The organism is Amycolatopsis sp. TRM77291 (assembly GCF_054166285.1).
Map to the genome: position 1 here is coordinate 3,198,111 of NZ_JBSZHF010000001.1, position 19,563 is coordinate 3,217,673.

Annotated in this window: 18 protein-coding genes; 11 read left to right on the forward strand and 7 right to left on the reverse strand. The window is 69.2% G+C overall.

The features are described from left to right. The first annotated feature begins 90 nt into the window (after window positions 1–90). On the forward strand, window positions 91–3,075 hold the full coding sequence (locus ACXIZN_RS15060) for a family 16 glycoside hydrolase (RefSeq protein WP_457955106.1): 2,985 nt from the start codon (window positions 91–93) through the stop codon (window positions 3,073–3,075). 167 nt (window positions 3,076–3,242) lie between these two features. On the opposite strand, the gene ACXIZN_RS15065 is transcribed toward ACXIZN_RS15060, so the two are convergent. The 3 genes from ACXIZN_RS15065 to ACXIZN_RS15075 all read right to left on the reverse strand — a co-directional run bounded on the left by ACXIZN_RS15065 (window position 3,243) and on the right by ACXIZN_RS15075 (window position 7,232). Beyond that, on the reverse strand, window positions 3,243–5,036 hold the full coding sequence (locus tag ACXIZN_RS15065; protein WP_457955107.1) for a carboxypeptidase regulatory-like domain-containing protein: 1,794 nt from the start codon (window positions 5,034–5,036) through the stop codon (window positions 3,243–3,245). Between the two features lie 77 nt (window positions 5,037–5,113). Next, window positions 5,114–5,860 (reverse strand): EI24 domain-containing protein, encoded by a 747-nt coding sequence (locus ACXIZN_RS15070; RefSeq protein WP_457955108.1) that lies wholly within the window; start codon window positions 5,858–5,860, stop codon window positions 5,114–5,116. A 28-nt stretch (window positions 5,861–5,888) separates the two neighbouring features. Continuing rightward, complete coding sequence (locus ACXIZN_RS15075) at window positions 5,889–7,232, reverse strand: FAD-binding protein (RefSeq protein ID WP_457955109.1); 1,344 nt, start codon at window positions 7,230–7,232, stop codon at window positions 5,889–5,891. An 81-nt stretch (window positions 7,233–7,313) separates the two neighbouring features. Between ACXIZN_RS15075 and ACXIZN_RS15080 the strand changes: the two genes are divergently transcribed. Both ACXIZN_RS15080 and ACXIZN_RS15085 read left to right on the forward strand, forming a co-directional pair. Continuing rightward, the gene (locus tag ACXIZN_RS15080) at window positions 7,314–8,486 is read left to right on the forward strand and encodes an MFS transporter (RefSeq protein ID WP_457955110.1); all 1,173 of its coding nucleotides are present in this window, start codon (window positions 7,314–7,316) and stop codon (window positions 8,484–8,486) included. Next, a complete protein-coding gene (locus tag ACXIZN_RS15085) occupies window positions 8,483–8,920 on the forward strand; it encodes a Dabb family protein (RefSeq protein ID WP_034316528.1) in 438 nt (145 codons plus the stop codon). The genes ACXIZN_RS15080 and ACXIZN_RS15085 overlap by 4 nt, the downstream gene beginning before the upstream one ends. On the opposite strand, the gene ACXIZN_RS15090 is transcribed toward ACXIZN_RS15085, so the two are convergent. Then, window positions 8,900–9,895 carry a hypothetical protein gene (locus ACXIZN_RS15090; protein WP_457955111.1) on the reverse strand — a complete coding sequence of 332 codons (996 nt, stop codon included), beginning with the start codon at window positions 9,893–9,895 and terminating at the stop codon, window positions 8,900–8,902. The genes ACXIZN_RS15085 and ACXIZN_RS15090 overlap by 21 nt on opposite strands. Window positions 9,896–9,907: 12 nt before the next feature. Beyond that, window positions 9,908–10,756, reverse strand: coding sequence for a hypothetical protein (locus tag ACXIZN_RS15095; RefSeq protein ID WP_457955112.1), 849 nt, complete (start codon window positions 10,754–10,756; stop codon window positions 9,908–9,910). A 120-nt stretch (window positions 10,757–10,876) separates the two neighbouring features. On the opposite strand from ACXIZN_RS15095, the gene ACXIZN_RS15100 reads away from it, so the two are divergent. From ACXIZN_RS15100 to ACXIZN_RS15110, 3 genes are all read left to right on the forward strand, one after another. Continuing rightward, on the forward strand, window positions 10,877–11,449 hold the full coding sequence (locus tag ACXIZN_RS15100; protein ID WP_192744718.1) for a TetR/AcrR family transcriptional regulator: 573 nt from the start codon (window positions 10,877–10,879) through the stop codon (window positions 11,447–11,449). 8 nt (window positions 11,450–11,457) lie between these two features. Next, window positions 11,458–12,606 (forward strand): GDSL-type esterase/lipase family protein, encoded by a 1,149-nt coding sequence (locus ACXIZN_RS15105; RefSeq protein WP_457955113.1) that lies wholly within the window; start codon window positions 11,458–11,460, stop codon window positions 12,604–12,606. A gap of 326 nt (window positions 12,607–12,932) precedes the next feature. Further along, window positions 12,933–14,027, forward strand: a complete 1,095-nt coding sequence (locus ACXIZN_RS15110) for a S1 family peptidase (protein ID WP_457955114.1) — start codon at window positions 12,933–12,935, stop codon at window positions 14,025–14,027. 21 nt (window positions 14,028–14,048) lie between these two features. Here the strand turns inward: ACXIZN_RS15110 and ACXIZN_RS15115 are convergent, their stop codons facing one another. Then, window positions 14,049–14,945, reverse strand: coding sequence for a LysR family transcriptional regulator (locus ACXIZN_RS15115; RefSeq protein WP_457955115.1), 897 nt, complete (start codon window positions 14,943–14,945; stop codon window positions 14,049–14,051). 80 nt (window positions 14,946–15,025) lie between these two features. On the opposite strand from ACXIZN_RS15115, the gene ACXIZN_RS15120 reads away from it, so the two are divergent. Further along, window positions 15,026–15,433 (forward strand): hypothetical protein, encoded by a 408-nt coding sequence (locus ACXIZN_RS15120; protein ID WP_457955116.1) that lies wholly within the window; start codon window positions 15,026–15,028, stop codon window positions 15,431–15,433. Then, window positions 15,430–16,998: a multicopper oxidase family protein gene (locus ACXIZN_RS15125; RefSeq protein ID WP_457955117.1), complete on the forward strand. Its 1,569-nt coding sequence runs from the start codon at window positions 15,430–15,432 to the stop codon at window positions 16,996–16,998. Before ACXIZN_RS15120 ends, ACXIZN_RS15125 begins: the two co-directional genes overlap by 4 nt. 56 nt (window positions 16,999–17,054) lie before the next feature. Here ACXIZN_RS15125 and ACXIZN_RS15130 read toward each other — a convergent pair whose 3' ends face one another. After that, complete coding sequence (locus tag ACXIZN_RS15130) at window positions 17,055–17,258, reverse strand: hypothetical protein (RefSeq protein WP_457955118.1); 204 nt, start codon at window positions 17,256–17,258, stop codon at window positions 17,055–17,057. 245 nt (window positions 17,259–17,503) lie between these two features. Between ACXIZN_RS15130 and ACXIZN_RS15135 the strand changes: the two genes are divergently transcribed. From ACXIZN_RS15135 to ACXIZN_RS15145, 3 genes are read left to right on the forward strand one after another with little or no spacing between them, the layout of a single operon-like run. Next, window positions 17,504–17,857, forward strand: a complete 354-nt coding sequence (locus ACXIZN_RS15135) for a RidA family protein (protein ID WP_126736994.1) — start codon at window positions 17,504–17,506, stop codon at window positions 17,855–17,857. Next, on the forward strand, window positions 17,850–18,494 hold the full coding sequence (locus tag ACXIZN_RS15140; protein WP_126736995.1) for a helix-turn-helix transcriptional regulator: 645 nt from the start codon (window positions 17,850–17,852) through the stop codon (window positions 18,492–18,494). Before ACXIZN_RS15135 ends, ACXIZN_RS15140 begins: the two co-directional genes overlap by 8 nt. Beyond that, window positions 18,491–19,450, forward strand: coding sequence for a pyridoxal-phosphate dependent enzyme (locus ACXIZN_RS15145; protein ID WP_457955119.1), 960 nt, complete (start codon window positions 18,491–18,493; stop codon window positions 19,448–19,450). Before ACXIZN_RS15140 ends, ACXIZN_RS15145 begins: the two co-directional genes overlap by 4 nt. The last annotated feature ends 113 nt before the right edge of the window (window positions 19,451–19,563 follow it).

Below are 19,563 nucleotides of genomic sequence, written 5' to 3' on the forward strand. Positions count from 1 at the left end.
TCTGCACATACTTTCGTTGACTTCAAGCGAAAGTCCTCTTAGGTTCAGCGTCGTCACAGAGGTGCTCCGCCGCCGACCCGAGGAGCAACGATGCTTCCGTCCGTCCGCAAGCGCTTCAGCCGGTCCATCGTCGCCTCGCTGGCGCTGGTCACGGCAGTGTCCGGGCTGGTGACAGCCCCGGCAGAAGCGGCCATCCCACCCCAGCAACCCGGTGTCACGCTCCGCACGTACGACCTGCAACGCGAGCTCACCAAGCTCTGCGCGATCAAATCCGGCCAGACACCCAACGTCGACAAGCTGATGCCGACGATCAACTGGACCGCCACCGCCGACTTCGGGCTCAACGAGCAGTTCGTCTCCGAGGTCATCGGCAACATCAACATCGCCACCGCCGGGCAGTACGAATTCCGGCTCACCAGCGACGACGGCTCCCGGCTCCGGATCGACGGCCAGACGGTGATCAACCACGACGGCCTGCACGGCTCGACCCCCGCGACCGGTTCGGTCCAGCTGGGCACCGGGTACCACGCGCTGCGGATCGACCATTTCGACAACCTCCACGACCAGCAGGTCACCCTCGAATGGCGGCCACCGGGCGCGGCGGACTTCGCGCTGGTGCCGAATTCGGTGCTCAGCACCGACGCGGACGTCGTCCGGGTGACCTCGCCGGGGCGCAAGGAATGTGAGGGGGCGACGGATTCGCCCGGTGACGGCCTGCCACTGAACGGCGTCCACCCCGGTTTCACGCTGACGAATCTGCGTCCCGAGGGATTCCAGCCGCAGGTCACCGGCATGGATTGGCTGCCGGACGGGCGGCTCGCCATCGCGACGTGGGGCGGATCCGACAAGGTCCTCGGCGAGGTCCACCTGCTGAGCAACGTCAGCGGGAACACCGACCCGAGCAAGGTCCGCACCCAGCGCGTCGCCAGCGGGCTGAAGGAACCCATGGGCGTCAAGTACGTCGACGGCAAGCTGTATGTGTCGGAGAAGACGCGGCTCGTCGAACTGAACGACACCAACGGCGACGGCGTGACCGACGACTACCGCACCGTGGCCACCTGGCCGTTCGGCGGCAACTTCCACGAGTTCGCGTTCGGCCTGCTGTACAAGGACGGCTTCTTCTACGCCAACCTTTCCGTGTCCATCAACTACGGCGGCGCCACGACCGATCCGCAGCCCGCGCCGAACCGCGGCACCACGATCAAGGTGGAAAAGGCCACCGGCAAGGTTTCCTACATCGCCGGCGGGCTCCGCACCCCGCACGGCATCGGCTGGGGACCGGAAGGCGACGTCTTCGTCACGGACAACCAGGGCGGCTGGCTGCCGGCGAACAAGCTGGTGCGGGTCAAGCAGGACCGGTTCTTCAACCACTACACCAATCCCCCGGGCCCGTTCGACTCGAAGCCGGTCACCGCGCCGGTGTTGTGGTTGCCGCACAACGAGATCGCGAACTCGCCGAGCAACATGGTCATGCTGTCGCAGGGCCCGTTCGCCGGGCAGATGGTGTACGGCGACGTGACCTACGGCGGGCTTCAGCGAGCGTTCCTGGAGAAGGTCAACGGCGAGTACCAGGGCGCCGTCTTCCGCCTCACGCAAGGACTCGAGTCCGGTGTCAGCCGGATCAGCCTCGGCCCCGACGGCGCGATCTACACCGGCGGGATCGACGGCGGCGGTAACTGGGGCCAGCCCGGCAAACTCGCCTACGGCCTCCAGAAGGTGACGCCCAACGGGACGAACGCCTTCGACATCCGCGCCATGCGAGCCGTCGCGGGCGGGTTCGAACTGGAGTACACCCAGCCGCTGTCGGCCGAGACCGCGCAGAACCTCGCGGCGAAGTACCAGGCCCAGCAATGGCGCTACCAGCCGACCTCCGCATACGGCGGACCGAAGATCGACGAGCAGACCCTGTCCGTCACGTCCGCGAGCCTCTCGGCCGACCGCAAGAAGGTCACGCTGCAGATGTCGGGACTGAAGGCGGGGCACGTGGTCCACGTGCGGTCGCCGCGTCCGTTCGCGGCGGAGTCCGGTGCGGCACTGTGGAGCACCGAAGCCTGGTACACGTTGAACTCGCTGGTCGGTGGACCCGCGGCGAGCACCACCTACGAGGCCGAGCGGGCCGCGCTGAGCGGTGGCGCCGGGACGAACACGAACCACGCCGGCTACACGGGCACCGGGTTCGTCGACGGCTACTGGAACCAGGGCGCTGCCACGACGTTCACCGTGAACGCGCCGAAGTCCGGCGCCTACAACGCGGCCTTGCGCTACTCGAACGGCCCGGATCCGGCGCCGGGGACCAAATCGGTGACCGTCTACGTCAACGGGACGAAGGTGAAACAGGTCCGGCTCGCCAGTACCGGCAACTGGGACACCTGGAACACGCAACCCGAGACGCTGAACCTGAAAGCCGGCGCGAACACGATCTCCTACCGTTACGACACGGGCGACGCGGGCAACGTCAATCTCGACAGTCTCACCCTGACCGAGTCGCGGCGGATCCAGTTGTTCAAGGGCACCGATCTGAACGCGTGGGAGAAACGCGCGGGCGGTGCCGCGACCTGGCCGGTGACCGGCGGTGCGATGGAGTCGAACGGCGGGGACATCCGCACGAAACAGCAGTTCGGTGATTTCCGGCTGCACGTCGAGTGGAACGAGCCGAACTATCCGCCCGAGGTCACCGGACAGGCCAGGGGCAACAGCGGCGTCTACCTCCAGGAACGCTACGAGCTGCAGGTGCTCGAATCCTTCGGGGACACCACACTCGCCAACAACGAAGCGGGCGCGATCTACTCGAAGAAGGCGCCTGACCGGAACATGGCGACGGCTCCCGGAACCTGGCAGACCTACGACGTCACCTTCCGGGCCGCTCGGTTCGACGGTGCCGGGAACAAGACCGACAACGCCAGGGTGACCGTGGTCTGGAACGGCGTCGTCGTCCACAACGACGTGGCGATCGACGGCGGGACGGGCGACAGCATCCCGGAGAGCTCGGCACCGGGCGCCATCCGGCTGCAGGATCACGGGGATCCCGGCGAGAACCCGCGGTTCCGCAACATCTGGATCGAGCCCATCGGCTAGGACGTCCTGATCCGTGAAGGCCTCCTTCCCTACCCTCACGGTAGGGAAGGAGGCCTTCACGGACGTGCGCGGATGGCGCTATCGCGTGACTGAACGGACAACACCCGCTGGACCTCGTGAGTGATCGGGTCGTCGGAACGAACCGGATCACTCACGACCCACCCGCCTCAGCGGCGGCAGGGGCCGAGGTCCACTCCGCCGGTGGTCTGCCCGGCGATGACCGGAATCGGTGTCGCGGAAGCGAAATCGGCCGCGTCGCGGTGCCAGCATTCACGGTCGGTGTAGTACCTGATCTTGACCTTCTCCGTGGTGAGGCCGTTGACGGTGTACTGCCCGTTCGAATCCGGCGTGGTCCAGTCGACGATGTCTCCGGTGCGCGCGTTGTAGGTGTACACGTACCCGAAGGTGGGCTTGCCGTCCGTGCCGAGGATCCGTCCGGTGACCGAGCCGTTCGGCACGAGCGCGGCGTTCTCGGTCACCGTCGCGCCGGGCCGCACCTGCACCGGACGGGCGGCGAACCGGTCCGCGGCTCCTCCCGACCACTGCCACGCGTAGTCGCCTCGGGACGACGCGAACTCGAGCGGCCACTTGTACGGTCCGAGACCCTTGATCGTGTAGGTCCCGTCGCTCCGGCTGCAGTTGACGTCGAAGCGGAAGCCGATCCGGGGGTCGACCGCGTACGGATAGACGCAGACGCCGCCCACCGGAGCCGCCGTGGCGCGATCGGTGACCTTGCCGGTGATCGTCCCGGCGGGATCCATCCTGATGTCCGGCGTCGTGGCCACCTTGCCGAGTTCGGCGGTGACCGTGCGGGCCTGCCCGATGTCGCCGGTGCCGCCGTCCGTCCCGGCCCACTGCATGCCGTAACGCTCGTCCAGCGACTTGACCAGCAGCTTGTACGCGCCGGGCTCGATCGGCCCGATCACCAGCTTCCCGTTGTCGTCGCTGCAGTGGTACAGGTAGTCGGCGTCGAGGACACCGACGACCGGAAGGGCGTAGGTGTCGACGCAGACCCGCGCCAGCGGCGCCTTGGTCTTCGCGTCCCGCACGGTGGTGACGATCGAAGCGGCGGGTTTCATCGACGCCCGGAATTCGGTGGTCTCTCCCGGGGTCAGGTTCACCCGCTCCCAGTTCACCGGCTGGTAGGAACCGTCCGGCCCCCAGACGCTCAGCGAGTAGTAGCCGAACGGCGGCATGTCCTCGTAGAGCATGACGCCGTCCGCGCCGGCGCATTTCCGCAGTTGCGGCGGATGCCCTTGTTCGACCTGCGAGCACGCACCCGCGATGGGCGCACCGGTCTTCTCGTCGGTCGCGACCACCCGGAGCTTTCCGTACGGTGCGATGGCCTCGTCGACGACGGCGACCTGGTCATCGGCGACGGTGAAGGTCTCCGCCTCCGGGAAACTCGCCTTCTGCCGGATCCATTGCGTGCGATCGCCGTAGGTGATCGCCATCGTGTAGGTGTCCGCCTTCACGCCGCTGAACGAGTACGTGCCGTCCGCCGCGGTGAGGACCGTCGACCACCACCGCTGGTTCTGGTCGGTGAGGCTCACCGACGCCCCCGCGGCGGGCTTTCCCTGGTCGGTGATCTGCCCGCGAACGGTGGCCGTGCCCTTCCGCAACCCGAAGTCCAGTCCGTGCGGCAGGTCCAGCACCTCTGCGGCGAGCGCGCTTCCCTTGTTGTAGGCCCAAAGTTCGGCGTATCCGGCGGCGGTCGCGCGTGCCTTGTACTTGCCGGGAACGACGCCGGGGATCTCGTAGCGGCCGTCCGTGCCCGCGCACCCCGAACCCGTCTCCTTCAGGTCGAGATCGAACAGCGTCACGCAGGCTCCGGCGATCGGCTCTCCGGAGTCCGCGGCTTTGACCACCCCGGACACGACTCCTTCGACGGCGACGGCCGGACCGGTCGTCAGCAGGGCCGCGATCGGTATGGCGGCGGCAAGGAACAGTGCTCTCTTCATCGGAAGCTCCCCTCAGTGTCGCGCCAACGATGGCGCCGGGGAGCCGCGGTGTCTGCGTCATCTGACACAGACACCGCTCAGGCCGCCTCCGCCGCGAGGACCTCACGGGCGACGAGGACGCCACCGACGAAGCCCACCGGCATCACGATCAGCGCGGCGAACGGGATCAGGCACAGCAGCGACACGGGAAGCCCCAGCCCGAGGGCGAGCGCGCGGTGCCGTCGCAGCAGCGGCCGCCGCTGCTTCAAGCCCATCCCGCGCCGGTAGAACGGCACGGCGATCAGCTCCAGCGCGAGGAACCACGCCGTCACCAAGGCCAGCAGGACCGGCACGACCGTTTGCCCCACCACGGGGATGAAGCCCGCGATCAACAGCGGGATCGTGAACAGCAGCGAGCGGAGCACGAGCGCGAGGCCGTCCTTCAGGCCCAGCACCAGCAACCGCCACCACGAGAGGTCCACCGCGCCCGGCACGCCACCGAGATCATCCTCGACCTTTTCCGCGATGTGCTCGTAGAACGGACCGCCGACGGCGAGGGTGATCGCCGTGAACCCGATCATGGCGATGGCCAGCACCGCCCCGAACACCGCGACTCCGACCGCCACCCGGATCGTCGTCTGCCAGCCCGGCGACCAGTCGTCGGCGAACGGGGTGATCAGGAGCGAGAGATCATCGATCCAGAACGCCAGCGCGACGATGCCGCCGATGAGCAGCAGCGTGGTCAGCAACGCGGGCAGCGCGCCGATCAGCAGCAGCCTCGGCGACCGCAGAAGGATGCCCAGGCCTTGCCCGAACATCCGGAAACCCCTGAAGAAATCCCGCATCGGACATTTCTACCAGTGGCCCCGGACCTCAGGGCACCCGCAGGCACTGGCCGGGGTTGAGCAGGTTCCCCGGCGCGTACCGGGCCTTGGCGCCGGCGAGTTTCGGCCAGGCGTCGCCGAAGTGCGCGCGCCAGTCCTCTGTGGACATCGGCAGCGCGTTCGACGGATAGACCTTTCCACCCAGCTCGCGCGCCTTCCGGTAGAGGTCCACATTGAGCTCCAGCAGGCGGGCGTTGTGCAGCGGATCGCGGGGCGAACCGACGCGCAGCGGCGAGAAGAGCCAGGAGATCTCCCCCGGCGGCACGGTGAACAGCGGAGTCTTCAGCCGGTCGTTGCGCACCGGGTAGAGCAGCACCAGTCCTGTGGCACCCAGTTCGGGTTCGCCGGTGGCGGCGAGGGTTTCGGCGACGAACCGCTCGACCGTGTCATCGGTGAGGAACACGTTCAGCCACGGATGCGGATGGAACCAGCTTCCTTCCGCCCGCAGGGCGGCCTCTCCGTCGGCCATCCGGTTCAGGAAGTCGAAATACCCCGTGTCCTCGTCTTCGGACTCGTCGAAACCGAGCGAGTCCAGCAACGCGTCCTCGTCCGGCCCGACGGGCGGCGAGTAGTAGGCGACCGCCTCCAGTATGTACCTCCACCCGTCGCCGACCGGGATCAGCTGGCCTTCCACGTAGTCGAAACGGCCGTCACGGACAACGGCGCGCTGGTCCGCCAAGAACGCCGGAAGCGAGTCGTAGTAGAGCTTCCACCGCCGGGCCCGCGCCGGGGCCGGGGTCAGCCGCAGTGTCGCGCGAGTGATCACCGCGCATTGCCCCAGACCGCCGAGGACCGCGTCGAACAGGTCCTCGTCGCTCTCGCGTGAGCAGGTGATCACCTCTCCGGCACCGGTGACGACCTCCAGCGCCACCACGCCGTCGGTCTGCGTGCCGTGGTGGTGGGTGGCGCCGCCGATCCCGCCGACCACCAGGGTGCCCGCGACCGTCAGTTCGAGGTAGTCGGTGAGCACCGGAGGCGCCAGCCCGTACGGCAGGGTCGTCTCCAGCACTTCCCGCCAGTGGGCGCCCGCGTCCACCGACACCAGCTCACCGGTGACCACCCGGCGCGGCGGCAGCGAAGTCATGTCCAGCAGGATCCCGCCCTCGACCTGTCCCTGCCCGTACGGCGAATGCCCCGCTCCGCGGGCGGCGACCGGCAGTCCTCGCGCGGCGGCGAACCTGAGCACGACGGCCACGTCGGTCACCGAGGCCGGCCTCACGACCAGTCCCGGTCTGGTGTGGATCAGGTTCCCCCAGTCCTTGCCCGCGACGGACAAGGCGGCTTCTCCGGTGACGATCTCTCCGGCGATGGCGGGCAGGATCTCGTCGGTCATGCCCGCACGCTACCGAGCGCGGGCGGACATAGGCGATTTTCACCGACGCGAACCCCGGTGTCCCGCTGCGAGATTGGTGGCGTGACGAACACCTTGGCGCCGACACGGCGAGCCCGCGGCACCGTGCTGGCCGCGGCACCGCTGACCATCATGGCCGCGGCGATCATCGCGCCCAGCCTGCCCGCGATGCGGGAAGTCTTTTCCGCGACGCCGGGCTCCGATCTTCTCGTGCGGCTGACGTTGACCGTGACCTCCCTCGCGATCGCGATCAGCGCGCCGCTGTCCGGGATCGTCGCCGACCGCGCCGGACGCCGCCCTCTGCTCTTGACGGGCCTCAGCCTCTACGCGATTTCGGGTACGGCCGGATTCTTCGTCGACGACCTCTTTCTACTGCTGATCACCCGGGTGGGGCTCGGCTTCGCCGTCGGCGGGATCATGACGGCGGTCAGCACCCTGATCACCGACTGGTTCTCCGGCGAGCGCCGCGCCTCGTTCCTCGGGTTGCAGCAGGCTTTCGCGAGTCTCGGTGGGGTCGTCTTCCTCCCCTTGGCGGGAGTGCTGGCCACCGTGGGCTGGCAGGCGCCGTTCTGGATCTATTCGGTCTCGGTGATCGTGGCGATCTTTGCGATCACGTCCCTGCGCGAGCCGGTCCGGAGCCGCCCAACGGCCGGTGAGAGCGAGCGGACCCGGCTGCCCGCTCGCGTCGTCGGCGTCTACGTCCTCGCGTTGGTGGTGACGCTCGCCTTCTACATGGCGCCGACGCAGTTGCCCTTCCTGCTGGAGGGGTTCGGCAGCGGTCCCGCCGTCGTCGGAGCCGTGGTCGCCGGGAGCACACTGACCAGTGTCGCCGGTGCGCTGGCGTTCCCCCGCCTGCGTGAACGTTTGAGTCCCACGGCGATCACCACCGCGAGCGTCGCGCTCATGGGCGCCGGCTGGCTGGTGATCGGCACGGCGGGCACCGTCGCCCAGGTCGTGGCCGGGTTGCTCGTCGGAGGGTTCGGGGTCGGCTTCGTCGTCCCGAACCTCAACCTGCGCCTTGCCGACCTCGCCCGTCCCGCGCATCGCGGCCGCGTGCTCAGCGGCCTGGTCGCCGGGATCTTCCTCGGGCAGTTCCTGTCCCCTCTCGTCGTCCAGCCACTCGTCCAGGGCGTCGGCATCGCCGGCGCGTTCACCTGGACCGGTGTCGCCCTGGGCGCCGGAGCGGCACTCGCCGCTCTCCTCCCGAACCGGAACAACGGAAAGGAAACACGATGATCTACCACGGCAACCGTTTCACTCTGCGCCCCGAAGCCTCCCCGGAGCAGGTCGAAGAAGCCTTGGAAAGCCTCCGCAACCAGGGCCGCGTCATCCCGTCGGTGAAGTCCTTCGTCGTAGGCCGCGATTTCGGCGGTGACTACGAATGGGGCGCCGTCTTCGCGATCGAAGACCTCGACGGGTACTGGGAGTACCTCATGCACCCGGCGCACCGGAACACCGACCGGGTCGGGCTGCCGCTGGTCGACCGGTTCGCGTCCTTCGACGTCACCGACGACCCGGATCCCGAGATGGGCGCGAAGATCGCCGAACTGCACCAGCGTCGTTACGACAACGACGCCGAACTCACCTCGCTGATCTCCGATCTCGGCGAGTACTCGGGCAGCGCGGCGCCGGGCAAGCACGGATCGGCTTCAGCCACCGTCCGCGAGTGAGCCACTGCCGTCGGGGCCGGTCACGATCACCCGGGCGCTCACCGCGGTGCCGAACGGGACGATCGTGACCTGCCACGTCCGCGGTTCCCCGACGTCGATGGTCTCGTTCGCCCGTCGCACCAGTGCCGGGACGCGGTCGGCCTTCAGCGCGCGGAGGTCGAACCGCGGCACCTGGGCGCCCGTCGGCGCGAAGACCACGGTCAGCCGCCGGTCCTCGACGACCGCGGTGATCACCTGCGATACGTCCGCGGCCTGCGCCAGTGAGTCGATCACCCGGCGCAACTCCCCTTCGCCCAGCAGGGATCGGCTGACGTCGACGGTCGCGGATCCCGACGAGGACGTGGTCACGCCGGACTGGGTTTCTTCCGCCCGGGCAGGTTCTTCCGGCGCGAACAGCTCCGCACGGAACAGGAACAGCACCAGCGCCGCGCCGAGCAGGAACCCGAGGACGGCGAGCGCGGAGAACCCGCAGCCCTCCGGCGGTTCCTGCACCAGGCTGGACTCCGGAGCGGATTCGATCGTGGCTTCGGCCGCGCGCCGTTCCCACGACGGCGGCGGCCGGTCCACGACCTCCGCCTTCCACGGCCGGTCCGGCGGGTACCGGACGACGAGGACGTCGCCCGGCCGATAGTTCGGGATGTCGACCAGGTTGATGTGGTGGGCGACCTTCAGCCGGAACGTGGCCATACCGTCGGGGGCGACGGTGAAGACGAAGTCGACCGGGATGTCCCCGGTCTCGGTGCCCCCGGCACGGAGGCTTTCGACCTTCGCGAGCGCGACCACCGGAACGATCTTCGCCTCGCGACCACGTCGCGGCGCCCCGGCGAGGTGGAGCAGGATCCCGTAGACGACGGGAAGCCCGACGCCCGTGACGATCAGCGGAACGTACTCGATCACGATGCCGACGATGAACGCGCACAAGGTCGTCCCGCTGATGATCCCGGTCAGGAATCCGCGGACAAGGGTGAGCGGCATGAACACTCCAGTTCAGTTCGCGGGCAGCCAGTCGCTGAGGGCGGGGTGGCGGCGCAGCGCCACGAAGATCTTCTTGTCGTCGCCGGGGGCGGCCGGGTCGAACAGCACTTCCGCGCCGGCGATCGCGGTGTCGCCGGTGCGGCGGGTCACCCAGTGCCGGACGCCCGCGAGGTCGGTGAACGACACCGTCACGTCCGCGCCGACGACACGGGTGCCCGACTCGTCGCCTCCCCTGCGCACCTTCACTTCGACGATCGCGGCGGGCACTCGGCGGCCGTACCTCAACAGCCTTTCCCTGGTACGCGCCAGCTCGGCTTGTTGCCGCGAAAGCCGGATGGCGTACCACAGGACCAGCGACGTCAGGACGAGCAGGAACGCGGGCGCCCACAGGTCGGCGTAGTACAGGAACCACGCCCAGATCCCCCACTTTTCGTCCTCGTGGAACACGGGGTCGACCGCCGTGCCGACGGCGAGCGGCGGAAGCCACCCTCGTGACGATTCCCGGAAGCCGAGCGTGCCGGCCGCGAAAGCCAGCACGGCCGGGAAGGCAGGCCCCGACCGCCGCCCGTGGTAGCGCCGCATCGCGACGCTCGCGAGGTTGCCCGCCGCGAGACAACCGAGCAGGCCGAAAGTCCCCCAGATGGGGCCATACGGCGGTTCGCCGTCACCGCGGTCGTCGAAAATGCTGTCGATCACCATTGTCCGGAACTGCTCGAAGAGCGCACCGAATCCGTGCCCGGCCAGGAAGCCGCAGGCCAGGGTGACCACCGAGGCCAGGATCGCGCCCACGAGCAGGCGGCGATCTCCGCGCCACCGTTCGAGCCGGTCATGCCGGGCCTTGGCCGGGTCCACCGTGTTCATCACGTCCACCTCCGTTCGTCCCGGCCCCAGCCTCCTTCGACCCCGGCGCTACCGAACCCAGGTTCCGACTTCCTAATCTCATTAGGCAATTCCCAAATGGACTATGATATGGTGGCGGCCATGGTGCGAGCGGGACTGACGACGGAACGGGTGATCCGGGCGGGCGCGGAGCTCGCCGACGAGATCGGCTTCGAGCACGTGACCCCGACCGAGCTCGCGAAACGATGCGGTGTCAAGACGGCCAGCCTGTATTCGCACGTGAAGAACGCCCACGAGCTGAAGACCGAGATCGCCTTGCTGGCCTTGGCCGAGCTCGCCGATCTCGCCGCCACCGCGGTGGCGGGCCTGGCGGGCAAGGACGCGCTGATCGCCTTGGCGAACGTCCACCGCGACTACGCCCTCGAACATCCGGGCCGGTTCACCGCCGCGAGGTTCCGGCTCGCGCCGGACAAGGCGGCCACCAGCGCCGGCGTCCGCCACGCCGAAATGACGCGCGCCATTTTGCGCGGCTACGACCTCGCCGAACCGCATCAGACGCACGCGGTCAGGCTGCTGGGCAGCGTGTTCAGCGGCTTCGTCGGCCTGGAAGCGGCCGGTGGTTTCAGCCACAGCACCCCCGGCTCGCAGGAGAGCTGGACCGAGATTCTCGACGCGCTCGACGTCCTCCTGCGCGCCTGGCCCCGAACGAAATGAACGGAAGAATGCTCACCACCCCGATCACCGCCGACCTCGTCCGCGGCGCGCTCGACCTCGAATCCACCGGACGCGGCGTGCTCCCCCACCGGCTGCCCGCGCGGGCCAGGCGGCAGATCCCCGACGGGCAGCTGACCATGGCGGAGTCGCAGCCGTCCGGCGTGCGGCTGGTCTTCCGCACCACCGCGTCACTCGTCGAACTCGACGTCCTGGCCACCAAACGGGTCTTCGTCGGCACCCCACCCCGGCCCGACGGCGTCTACGAACTGTTCGTCGACGGCAGGCACTCAGGGCAGGCGAGCGTGCCCGACGGCGACACGATCAGCGTCGACCTGGCCACCGGTGCCGCCCGGCACGAACCCGGCCCCGTGCGCACCCTGCGGTTCGACGGCCTGCCCGGTCACGAGAAGACCGTCGAAATCTGGCTGCCGCACAACGAGACGACCCGCCTGGTCGCCCTGCGCACCGACGAGTCCGTCCACAGTGCACAGTCGAGCGGCCGGAAGACCTGGCTGCACCACGGCAGCTCCATCAGTCACGGTTCCAACGCGGCGACCCCGACCGGGACCTGGCCGGCGACGGCCGCGGCCCTGGCCAGGGTGGAACTGATCAATCTGGGTTTCAGCGGCAGCGCGCTGCTCGATCCGTTCACCGCCCGCGCGATGCGGGACACGCCCGCCGACGTCATCAGCGTCAAGATCGGCATCAACGTCGTCAACGCCGACCTGATGCGGCTGCGCGCGTTCGGCCCGGCGGTGCACGGTTTCCTCGACACCATCAGGGAAGGCCATCCCGCCACGCCGTTGCTGGTCGTCTCGCCGATCCACTGCCCCATCCACGAACACACGCCGGGGCCGGGCGAATTCGATCCGGACGCCCTGCGCGAGGGGAAAGTGCGGTTCAGGGCCACCGGCGACCCCGCGGAGACCGCCTCGGGAAAGTTGACGCTCACCGTGATCCGCGACGAACTCGCCCGCATCGTCAAGGAACGAAGCGCGGCCGACCCGAACCTGCGCTATCTCGACGGCCTCGAACTGTACGGCGAGGCGGATCACGCCGAGCTGCCGCTGCCCGACGCCCTCCACCCGGACGCGGCCACACACCGCCTCATCGGGGAACGCTTCGCCCGGCTGGCCTTCGACACCGAGCTCACGTGATCAAAGGCGTAACTCGCGTGATCAGAGGCCGCACACCCGAGTTCCGCGTCCGATCACGTGAGTTACGCCCCTGATCACGCGAATGACGCGTCTGAGCACGCGAGTCGCGCGTTTGCTGTGCGCGTATCCGTCGGTAGCCCGAACGGCGGGTACCTATTTTTCTTCCTGTCCAACGAAAGTCGGTATCCGCCACCGGGGCGGCGGATCACCATGATCGGCACCGGATCACCGGCGCCGGGTCGCCTTGGCCGTGCCCGGCTACCCCACCGTGTCCAGCGCGGCCACCCCTCGCGCTGGATGTCCCCTCGCGAAAGTGAGACACCGGTATGCGCACAAACCCCTTAGCCCGTACCGCCACGACACTGGTGGCCGCGGCCGCGGTCGTCGGCTTCCTCGCCCCGTCCACGGCCACCGCCACCACCATCGCGGGCTACTCCCCCACGGTGCAGCACGAGGCGGTGACCTCCCTCGCCGCCGAAGCCGGGATCAGCCAGGCCGCCGCCGTCGAGTTCCTCCGGACGCAGACGGCGAGCGTCGAGAAGCTGCAGCAGGTCACCGCTTCGCTCGGCTCCCGTGCCGCGGACGGGTACCTCGACGACGCCGCCAAGCCGGTGGTGAACGTCCTCGACCAGGCCGCCGCGGACCAGGTCACCGCGACCGGGGCGCAAGCCCGGATCGTCAAGCACTCCAGTGCCGCGCTGGCGGGGGCGCAGAACGCCCTCCAGGCGCTGCCGCCGGTCACGCACACGTCGATCGGCCTCGACCCGAAGGCCAACCAGGTGGTCTTGACCATCTCCGACGCGGCCAAGGGCACCGAAGCGCTCGTGAAGGCCGCCGAAGCACTCGGCGACCGCGTGCGCGTGGAGCGGACCACCGGCGAAATGCACACCGCGATCTACAACGGTGAGGCCATCACCGGCGGCGGCACCCGCTGCTCGGTCGGCTTCAACACCAACCGCGGCGGCCAGAATTACATCCTCGACGCCGGTCACTGCACCCGCGCGGTCTCGCAGTGGAACGTCGGGCCGTCGCAGGGCGCCAGCTTCCCGACCAACGACTACGGCCTGATCCGCAACACCACCGGCAGCGCCCCCGGCGCCGTCACCCTGTGGAACGGCTCCACCCAGCGGATCGCCTCCGCCGGTACCGCCACCGTCGGGCAGCGGATCAGCAAGAGCGGCAGCACCACCCGCCTCACCTCGGGTTCGGTGCAGCGGCTGAACGTCACGGTGAACTACGCCGAAGGCGCGGTGCACCAGCTGATCCAGACCAACGCGCTGGCCAACCCCGGCGACTCGGGCGGCTGCCTGTTCTCCGGCAGCGTCGGCCTCGGAATCACCTCCGGCAAGGGCAGTGGTACCTCGTACTACCAGCCGATCGGCGAGGCACTGAGCGCCTACAGCGTCACGCTCAACCCGTAAGCGCGCCCCACCGAGCCCCGGTCACCGCGACCGGGGCTCGGCCCGCGCGGGGAAATGGCCGACCAGGTGATCGCGAAACCGTTGGGCCGCAACAGAAAGATACGTGTCCTCGCGCCAGGCAACGCTGAGGACGCGGCGGCAGTCGGGATCGTCGACGTCGAGCCAGACCACCGCCGAACCGGTGACGGCGCGCAGCCCCAGCGAAGGCACCAGCGCGATGCCGAGTCCCGCGTCGATGAGCTGGAAGAGCACCGCGGCCTCGTCTCCCTCACAGACGACGTGCAGTTCGAGCCCGGCCTTCGCGAACAGCCGATCGACGAGCGCGCGCTGCCAATAGCCGGGTCGCGTGGTGAGGAACGGCTCGCCCTCGAGATCCGCCAGGCCGACGCGGCCACGATCGGCGAGCCGGTGGCCGGCGGGCACGCAAAGCATCACCGCTTCGTCGAGGAGCACCCGGCTGCGGATGTCGTTGCCCGTCAAGGGTTGCGAGGTGACGCACAGGTCGACGTCGCCGGCTCGCAGTTTCTCGGCCATCCCCTCCACCGACGCCTGGGAAAGCCGCACGTCCACCAGCGGATGGCCGGGGACGAAGGTGCGAAGCGGTTCAGTAAGGACGAGCAGGCTTTCGGCCGCGACGGCGACGGTGCCGCGTTCGAGCCCGGCGGCGTCGTCGAGTTCCTGACGCGCGTCGTCGAGTTCGGCCAGCGCCCGGTCGACGCGGCGGAGGAACGCGGTCCCGAACCGGTTGAGCCGGATCCGGCGGCCGTGCCGGTCGAACAGCGGGACGCCGAGCTCGTTCTCCAGCCTGGCCAAGGTCCGGCTGAGCGAGGGCTGCGCGACACGCAGCTTTTCGGCGGCGCGGCCGACGTGTTCGAGCCGGGCGACCGTCTGGAAGTACCGGAGCGCCAGAAGATCCACTACTGATACCTCGCCTGTTATGAACAGATAACCGATCTTGTCTTGGACAGCATAAGGCGTCGGCTCCTACGTTCGATCACGTGAGTGAAACCCTGACCAGCCCGAGCCGGAAGGCGAACGGGACACTGGTGGTGAACCGGGTGCTGGTGAGCGCCCACGCCGTCGCGATCATCGGCCAGCCGGTGTTCGCCGGCGGCTATCTCGGCGGCGATTACGACATGCTCTGGCTGCACCGCTGGGGCGCCGACGCCGTGTCGTACCTGGCGTACGCGCAGATCCTGGCGGCGCTGGTCCTGTGGCTGGTCCGCGGACCGCGCTGGCTGTTCTGGATCAGCCTGCTGCTCGCGCTGGGCGAGACCGGGCAGTACCTCGCCGGGATGACGGGCGCGCTCGACCTGCACATCCCGCTCGGCGTCGCCCTCGTCACCGCGACGGTGCTGACGACCATCGCCGTCTGGCGGCCCCAGACCTGGCGGGTCGGCCGATGAGCGGGCGGCTGTCCCGCCGGACCTTCCTCGGGCTCGCCGGCGGGGCCGGTGTCCTCGTCGCCGCGGGGATCACGGCGCCCCGCCTGCTCGCGCAGGGCGCTCCGGGGACCGGCGAGTTGCTGCGCAGCGCACTCCCGTTGCCGGAGCCCTTCCGGGTACCGCTGCCGATCCCGCCGGTCCTGCGTCCACAAAGGACCGCCGACGCCGATCACTACACCATCACCCAGCGGGCGGCGACGGCCGAGATCCTGCCCGGCGTCCGGACGCCGATCTGGGGCTACGACGGGATCTTCCCCGGCCCGACGATCGAGTCGCGGCGGGACCGGACGGTGGTGGCGCACCACCGCAACGAACTTCCGGTGCCGACCGTGGTCCATCTGCACGGCGGGCACACCCCCGCCGATTCCGATGGCTATCCGACCGACCTCGTCCTGCCGCGGTCCGGCTGGACCACCGCGCACACCGGGCACGGCATGGCCGACTCGCGCGCGCGGATTTCGAACGGGGAACGCGACTACGTCTTTCCGTTGCGGCAACGGGCCGCGACCCTCTGGTACCACGACCACCGCATGGATTTCACCGGTCCGGCCGTGTACCGGGGCCTGGCCGGCTTTCATCTCGTCCGCGACGACGAGGAGGACTCGCTCGGGCTCCCGTCCGGAGACCGCGAACTGCCGTTGATGATCGCCGACCGGTCCTTCGACCAGCACGGAGGCTTCGCCTACCCCTCACTCGACCGGTCGCTGCGAACCACGCCGGGGGTCGAAAGTGCTTACGTGGAAGGCGTTTTCGGCGACGTCGTGCTGGTCAACGGCGCACCGTGGCCGGTGCGCGAGGTGGCGGCCGTCAAGTACCGCCTCCGGGTGCTCAACGGCTCCAACGCCCGGCGCTACGACCTGGCGCTGGACCCGCCACCGCCCGGCGGCGGCGGTTTCGTGCAGATCGGCGCCGACCAAGGCCTGCTGGACGCGCCGCGCGAACACGACCATCTCCCCATCGCGCCGGCGGAACGGTACGACCTCGTCGTCGACTTCGGCCGGTATCCGGTCGGCACCGAGGTCACCCTCGTGAACCGGCTCGGGACCGGGTCGACCGCTCAGGTCATGCGGTTCGTCGTCGCGCGCCGCGCGGCGGACGACAGCCGGGTTCCGGCGAAACTCAGCGAAATCGCGCCGCTCACTCGCGAACAGGCCACGACCACGCGGGAGTTCTCGTTCCGGGCGGGTACCGTCCACGGCCGCGCGGGCTGGGTGATCGGCGGGGAGCCGTTCTCGCCGGACGTGATGTCGGCGAGCCCGCGCCTCGGCGACACGGAGATCTGGCGGTTCGTCGCCGACATCCACCATCCCGTTCACCTGCACCTGGTGGGCTTCCGGATCCTTTCGCGCGGCGGCCGTCCGCCGGGGCCGTTCGACGGGGGCGTCAAGGACACCGTGGACCTGGCCCCCGGCGAGTCGGTGGAGGTCATCGCGCGGTTCGACGGCTACCGCGGCCGCTACGTCTTCCATTGCCACAACGCCGAACACGAGGACATGGCGATGATGGCGAACTTCGAGGTCGTCTGAACGAGGCCGGGAAAGGGCCGTCCGGAACGGCCCTTTCCCGGTCCGTCCGGCCCTGCTCAGCTCACGCCGAACAGGGCCGCGAGTGCCTGGACCAACGACGCGGACAGGCCGGCGATGGTGCTGTCGAGATACTCGGCAATCGGCGTGAGTTCCGCCGCGGACGCCGACCCGCCGAAGACGGCGAGCATCGGCACCGCCAGCAGGCCGGCCGCCAGGCCCCGCTTCGTCCAGCGGCGGGTGGTGCTCTGGGTGTCGCGCATGGTGTACATCCTCTCGGCTGTGGATGTGCGGACAGGGACCGCACGCCGAGGAGGCTGCCTTGATCACCGAAGGCCGGACAAGGCGGTTCACCGCCATTTGACGATCATGAAACAGCGGTCGCTCGTCCGAGTGAAGCCCGTTAACCCGAGTGACTACCCGCGAGTAACACCCCGTTCACCAGGTGAGCGGTAGGTCACTGGATATCTCGTTGGACTTTCCGTCCAGGACTTATACAGTCAGTCTCGTGACCAACGAGCATCCGTATCCGCCCGCCTTCCGCAGCGGCGACCTGGTTTCCGTTTCCGGGCGGCTCGGCGTGACCGAGACCGGCGCGCTGGTGCCCGGCGGCTTCGACGCCGAATGCCCGCAGGCCTTCGCCAATCTCGACGCCGCGCTGCGTTCGGTGGGCGCGACGAGGGCCGACGTGGTGAAGGTCGTCGTCTACCTGACCGACATCGCCGACCGCGACGGCCTCAACCGGGTCTACGAAGAGTTCTTCGCCGAGCCCCGTCCCGCCCGGACCTGTGTCGGGGTCGCGTCGCTGCCCTACGGCGGAGTGGTCGAGGTCGAGGCCCTCGCCCGAGTACGCGATGTCTGAGCAGGACGCGATCCTCGACGCGCTCGCCCCGGTCGCCGACGGCATCGCGGCGACGCTCGGCTCGTTCTGCGAGGTCGTGGTGCACGACTTCCGCCGTCCGGAGCGGTCGGTGGTCGCGATCGCCGGCTCGGTCACCGACCGCACCGTGGGCGGATCGATGAGCGAGATCGGCATGGGCCTGCTCGCCCGCGGCGACGACGCCGAAGACCAGCTGAACTACGTGACCAGGACGGCGTCGGGGAAGCTCGTGAAGTCGTCGACCATGCTGCTGCGCGACAGCGGCGGCTCGGTGTTCGGCGCCTTGTGCGTGAACCTCGACGTCACCGCGCTGGGTCAGCTCCGGACCCTGGTCGGCGAACTCGCCGACGTCGGCACCGCCGCCGAAACGCCGACCACCACCTTCGGCGACGACGTCGACGCGGTGGTGGACGCGATCGTCGACGAGCATCAGCTCCGGCTGAACAAACCGTGGACCGCGCTCAGCCGCGACGAACGGCTCGACCTGTTCCGCAGCCTGCACGCGCGCGGTGTCTTCGCCGTGCGGCGGGCCGTGCCGCAGGTCGCGGCGCGGATCGGGATCTCCCGCGCCTCCGCTTACAACTATCTCGCCGAAATCCGTGATCAAGGAGCATCATGACCGCCCCCGTGACCATCGACGACATCCGTGACGCCGCCGCCCGTCTGGCCGGGGTCGCCCACCGGACCCCGGTCGTGCGTTCCCGTACCCTCGACGAGCTCGTCGGTGCCGAGGTCTTCGTCAAATGTGAGAACCTCCAGCGCGTCGGGGCCTTCAAGTTCCGTGGCGCGTACAACGCCGCTTCGCGACTCTCGCCGGAACAGCTGGCCAAGGGCATCGCCGCCTACTCGTCGGGGAACCACGCCCAGGCCGTCGCGCTCGCCGCGCGGGAACTCGGGAGCAGCGCGGTCATCCTGATCCCGGAGGACACCCCGCAGTCCAAAAAGGACGCCACCGCGGGCTACGGCGCCGAGATCGTCACCTACGACCGGTACACCGGCGACCGCGTCGCGATCGGCGAGGCGCTGGCGGCCGATCGCGGTCTCGCGCTGATCCCGCCGTACGAGCACCCGCACGTGATCGCCGGGCAGGGCACCGCGGCGCTGGAACTGCTGGAGGACACCGAATCCCTGGACACCCTCGTCGTCCCGGTCGGCGGCGGTGGCCTGATCGCGGGCAGCTCGACCGCCGCGAAGGCCGTACGGCCCGGCATCCGCGTGATCGGCGTCGAACCCGCCGAGGGCGACGACACCAAACGCTCGCTGGACGCCGGGGAACGCGTGTCGATCCCGGTGCCGCGGACCATCGCCGACGGCCAGGCCGCTTCCATCCCCGGTGAACTGACCTTCTCGATCAACCAGCGGCTCGTCGACGACATCGCGCTGGTCACCGACGACCAGGTCCGCGACGCCATGCGGTTCGCGTTCGAGCGGCTCAAGCTCGTCATCGAGCCGAGCGGGGCGACCGGGCTCGCGGCGCTGCTCAGCGGCCGGGTGCCCGCTTCGGGACGGGTCGGAGTGATCATCAGCGGCGGGAACGTGAGCCCGGAACGCTTCGCCGAACTGATCACCGGCTGACCTCTCCGCGTTCAGTCCTCTCGATGCGGTGGCCCCGTGAACGACCTGCGGTGCGCTGGCGTCGCGAAAGCCACTTTCGGGACGCCTGATGTCGCGAAAGTGGCTTTCGCGAC

Excerpts from the sequence above, each read along its gene's own strand:
- ACXIZN_RS15095 (WP_457955112.1), bottom strand. The coding sequence starts at position 10,756 with ATGAACACGGTGGACCCGGCCAAGGCCCGGCATGACCGGCTCGAACGG.
- ACXIZN_RS15105 (WP_457955113.1), top strand. The coding sequence starts at position 11,458 with ATGCTCACCACCCCGATCACCGCCGACCTCGTCCGCGGCGCGCTCGAC.
- ACXIZN_RS15085 (WP_034316528.1), top strand. The coding sequence starts at position 8,483 with ATGATCTACCACGGCAACCGTTTCACTCTGCGCCCCGAAGCCTCCCCG.
- ACXIZN_RS15060 (WP_457955106.1), top strand. The coding sequence starts at position 91 with ATGCTTCCGTCCGTCCGCAAGCGCTTCAGCCGGTCCATCGTCGCCTCG.
- ACXIZN_RS15070 (WP_457955108.1), bottom strand. The coding sequence starts at position 5,860 with ATGCGGGATTTCTTCAGGGGTTTCCGGATGTTCGGGCAAGGCCTGGGC.
- ACXIZN_RS15075 (WP_457955109.1), bottom strand. The coding sequence starts at position 7,232 with ATGACCGACGAGATCCTGCCCGCCATCGCCGGAGAGATCGTCACCGGA.
- ACXIZN_RS15140 (WP_126736995.1), top strand. The coding sequence starts at position 17,850 with ATGTCTGAGCAGGACGCGATCCTCGACGCGCTCGCCCCGGTCGCCGAC.
- ACXIZN_RS15100 (WP_192744718.1), top strand. The coding sequence starts at position 10,877 with ATGGTGCGAGCGGGACTGACGACGGAACGGGTGATCCGGGCGGGCGCG.
- ACXIZN_RS15090 (WP_457955111.1), bottom strand. The coding sequence starts at position 9,895 with ATGCCGCTCACCCTTGTCCGCGGATTCCTGACCGGGATCATCAGCGGG.
- ACXIZN_RS15110 (WP_457955114.1), top strand. The coding sequence starts at position 12,933 with ATGCGCACAAACCCCTTAGCCCGTACCGCCACGACACTGGTGGCCGCG.
- ACXIZN_RS15130 (WP_457955118.1), bottom strand. The coding sequence starts at position 17,258 with ATGCGCGACACCCAGAGCACCACCCGCCGCTGGACGAAGCGGGGCCTG.
- ACXIZN_RS15125 (WP_457955117.1), top strand. The coding sequence starts at position 15,430 with ATGAGCGGGCGGCTGTCCCGCCGGACCTTCCTCGGGCTCGCCGGCGGG.
- ACXIZN_RS15145 (WP_457955119.1), top strand. The coding sequence starts at position 18,491 with ATGACCGCCCCCGTGACCATCGACGACATCCGTGACGCCGCCGCCCGT.
- ACXIZN_RS15065 (WP_457955107.1), bottom strand. The coding sequence starts at position 5,036 with ATGAAGAGAGCACTGTTCCTTGCCGCCGCCATACCGATCGCGGCCCTG.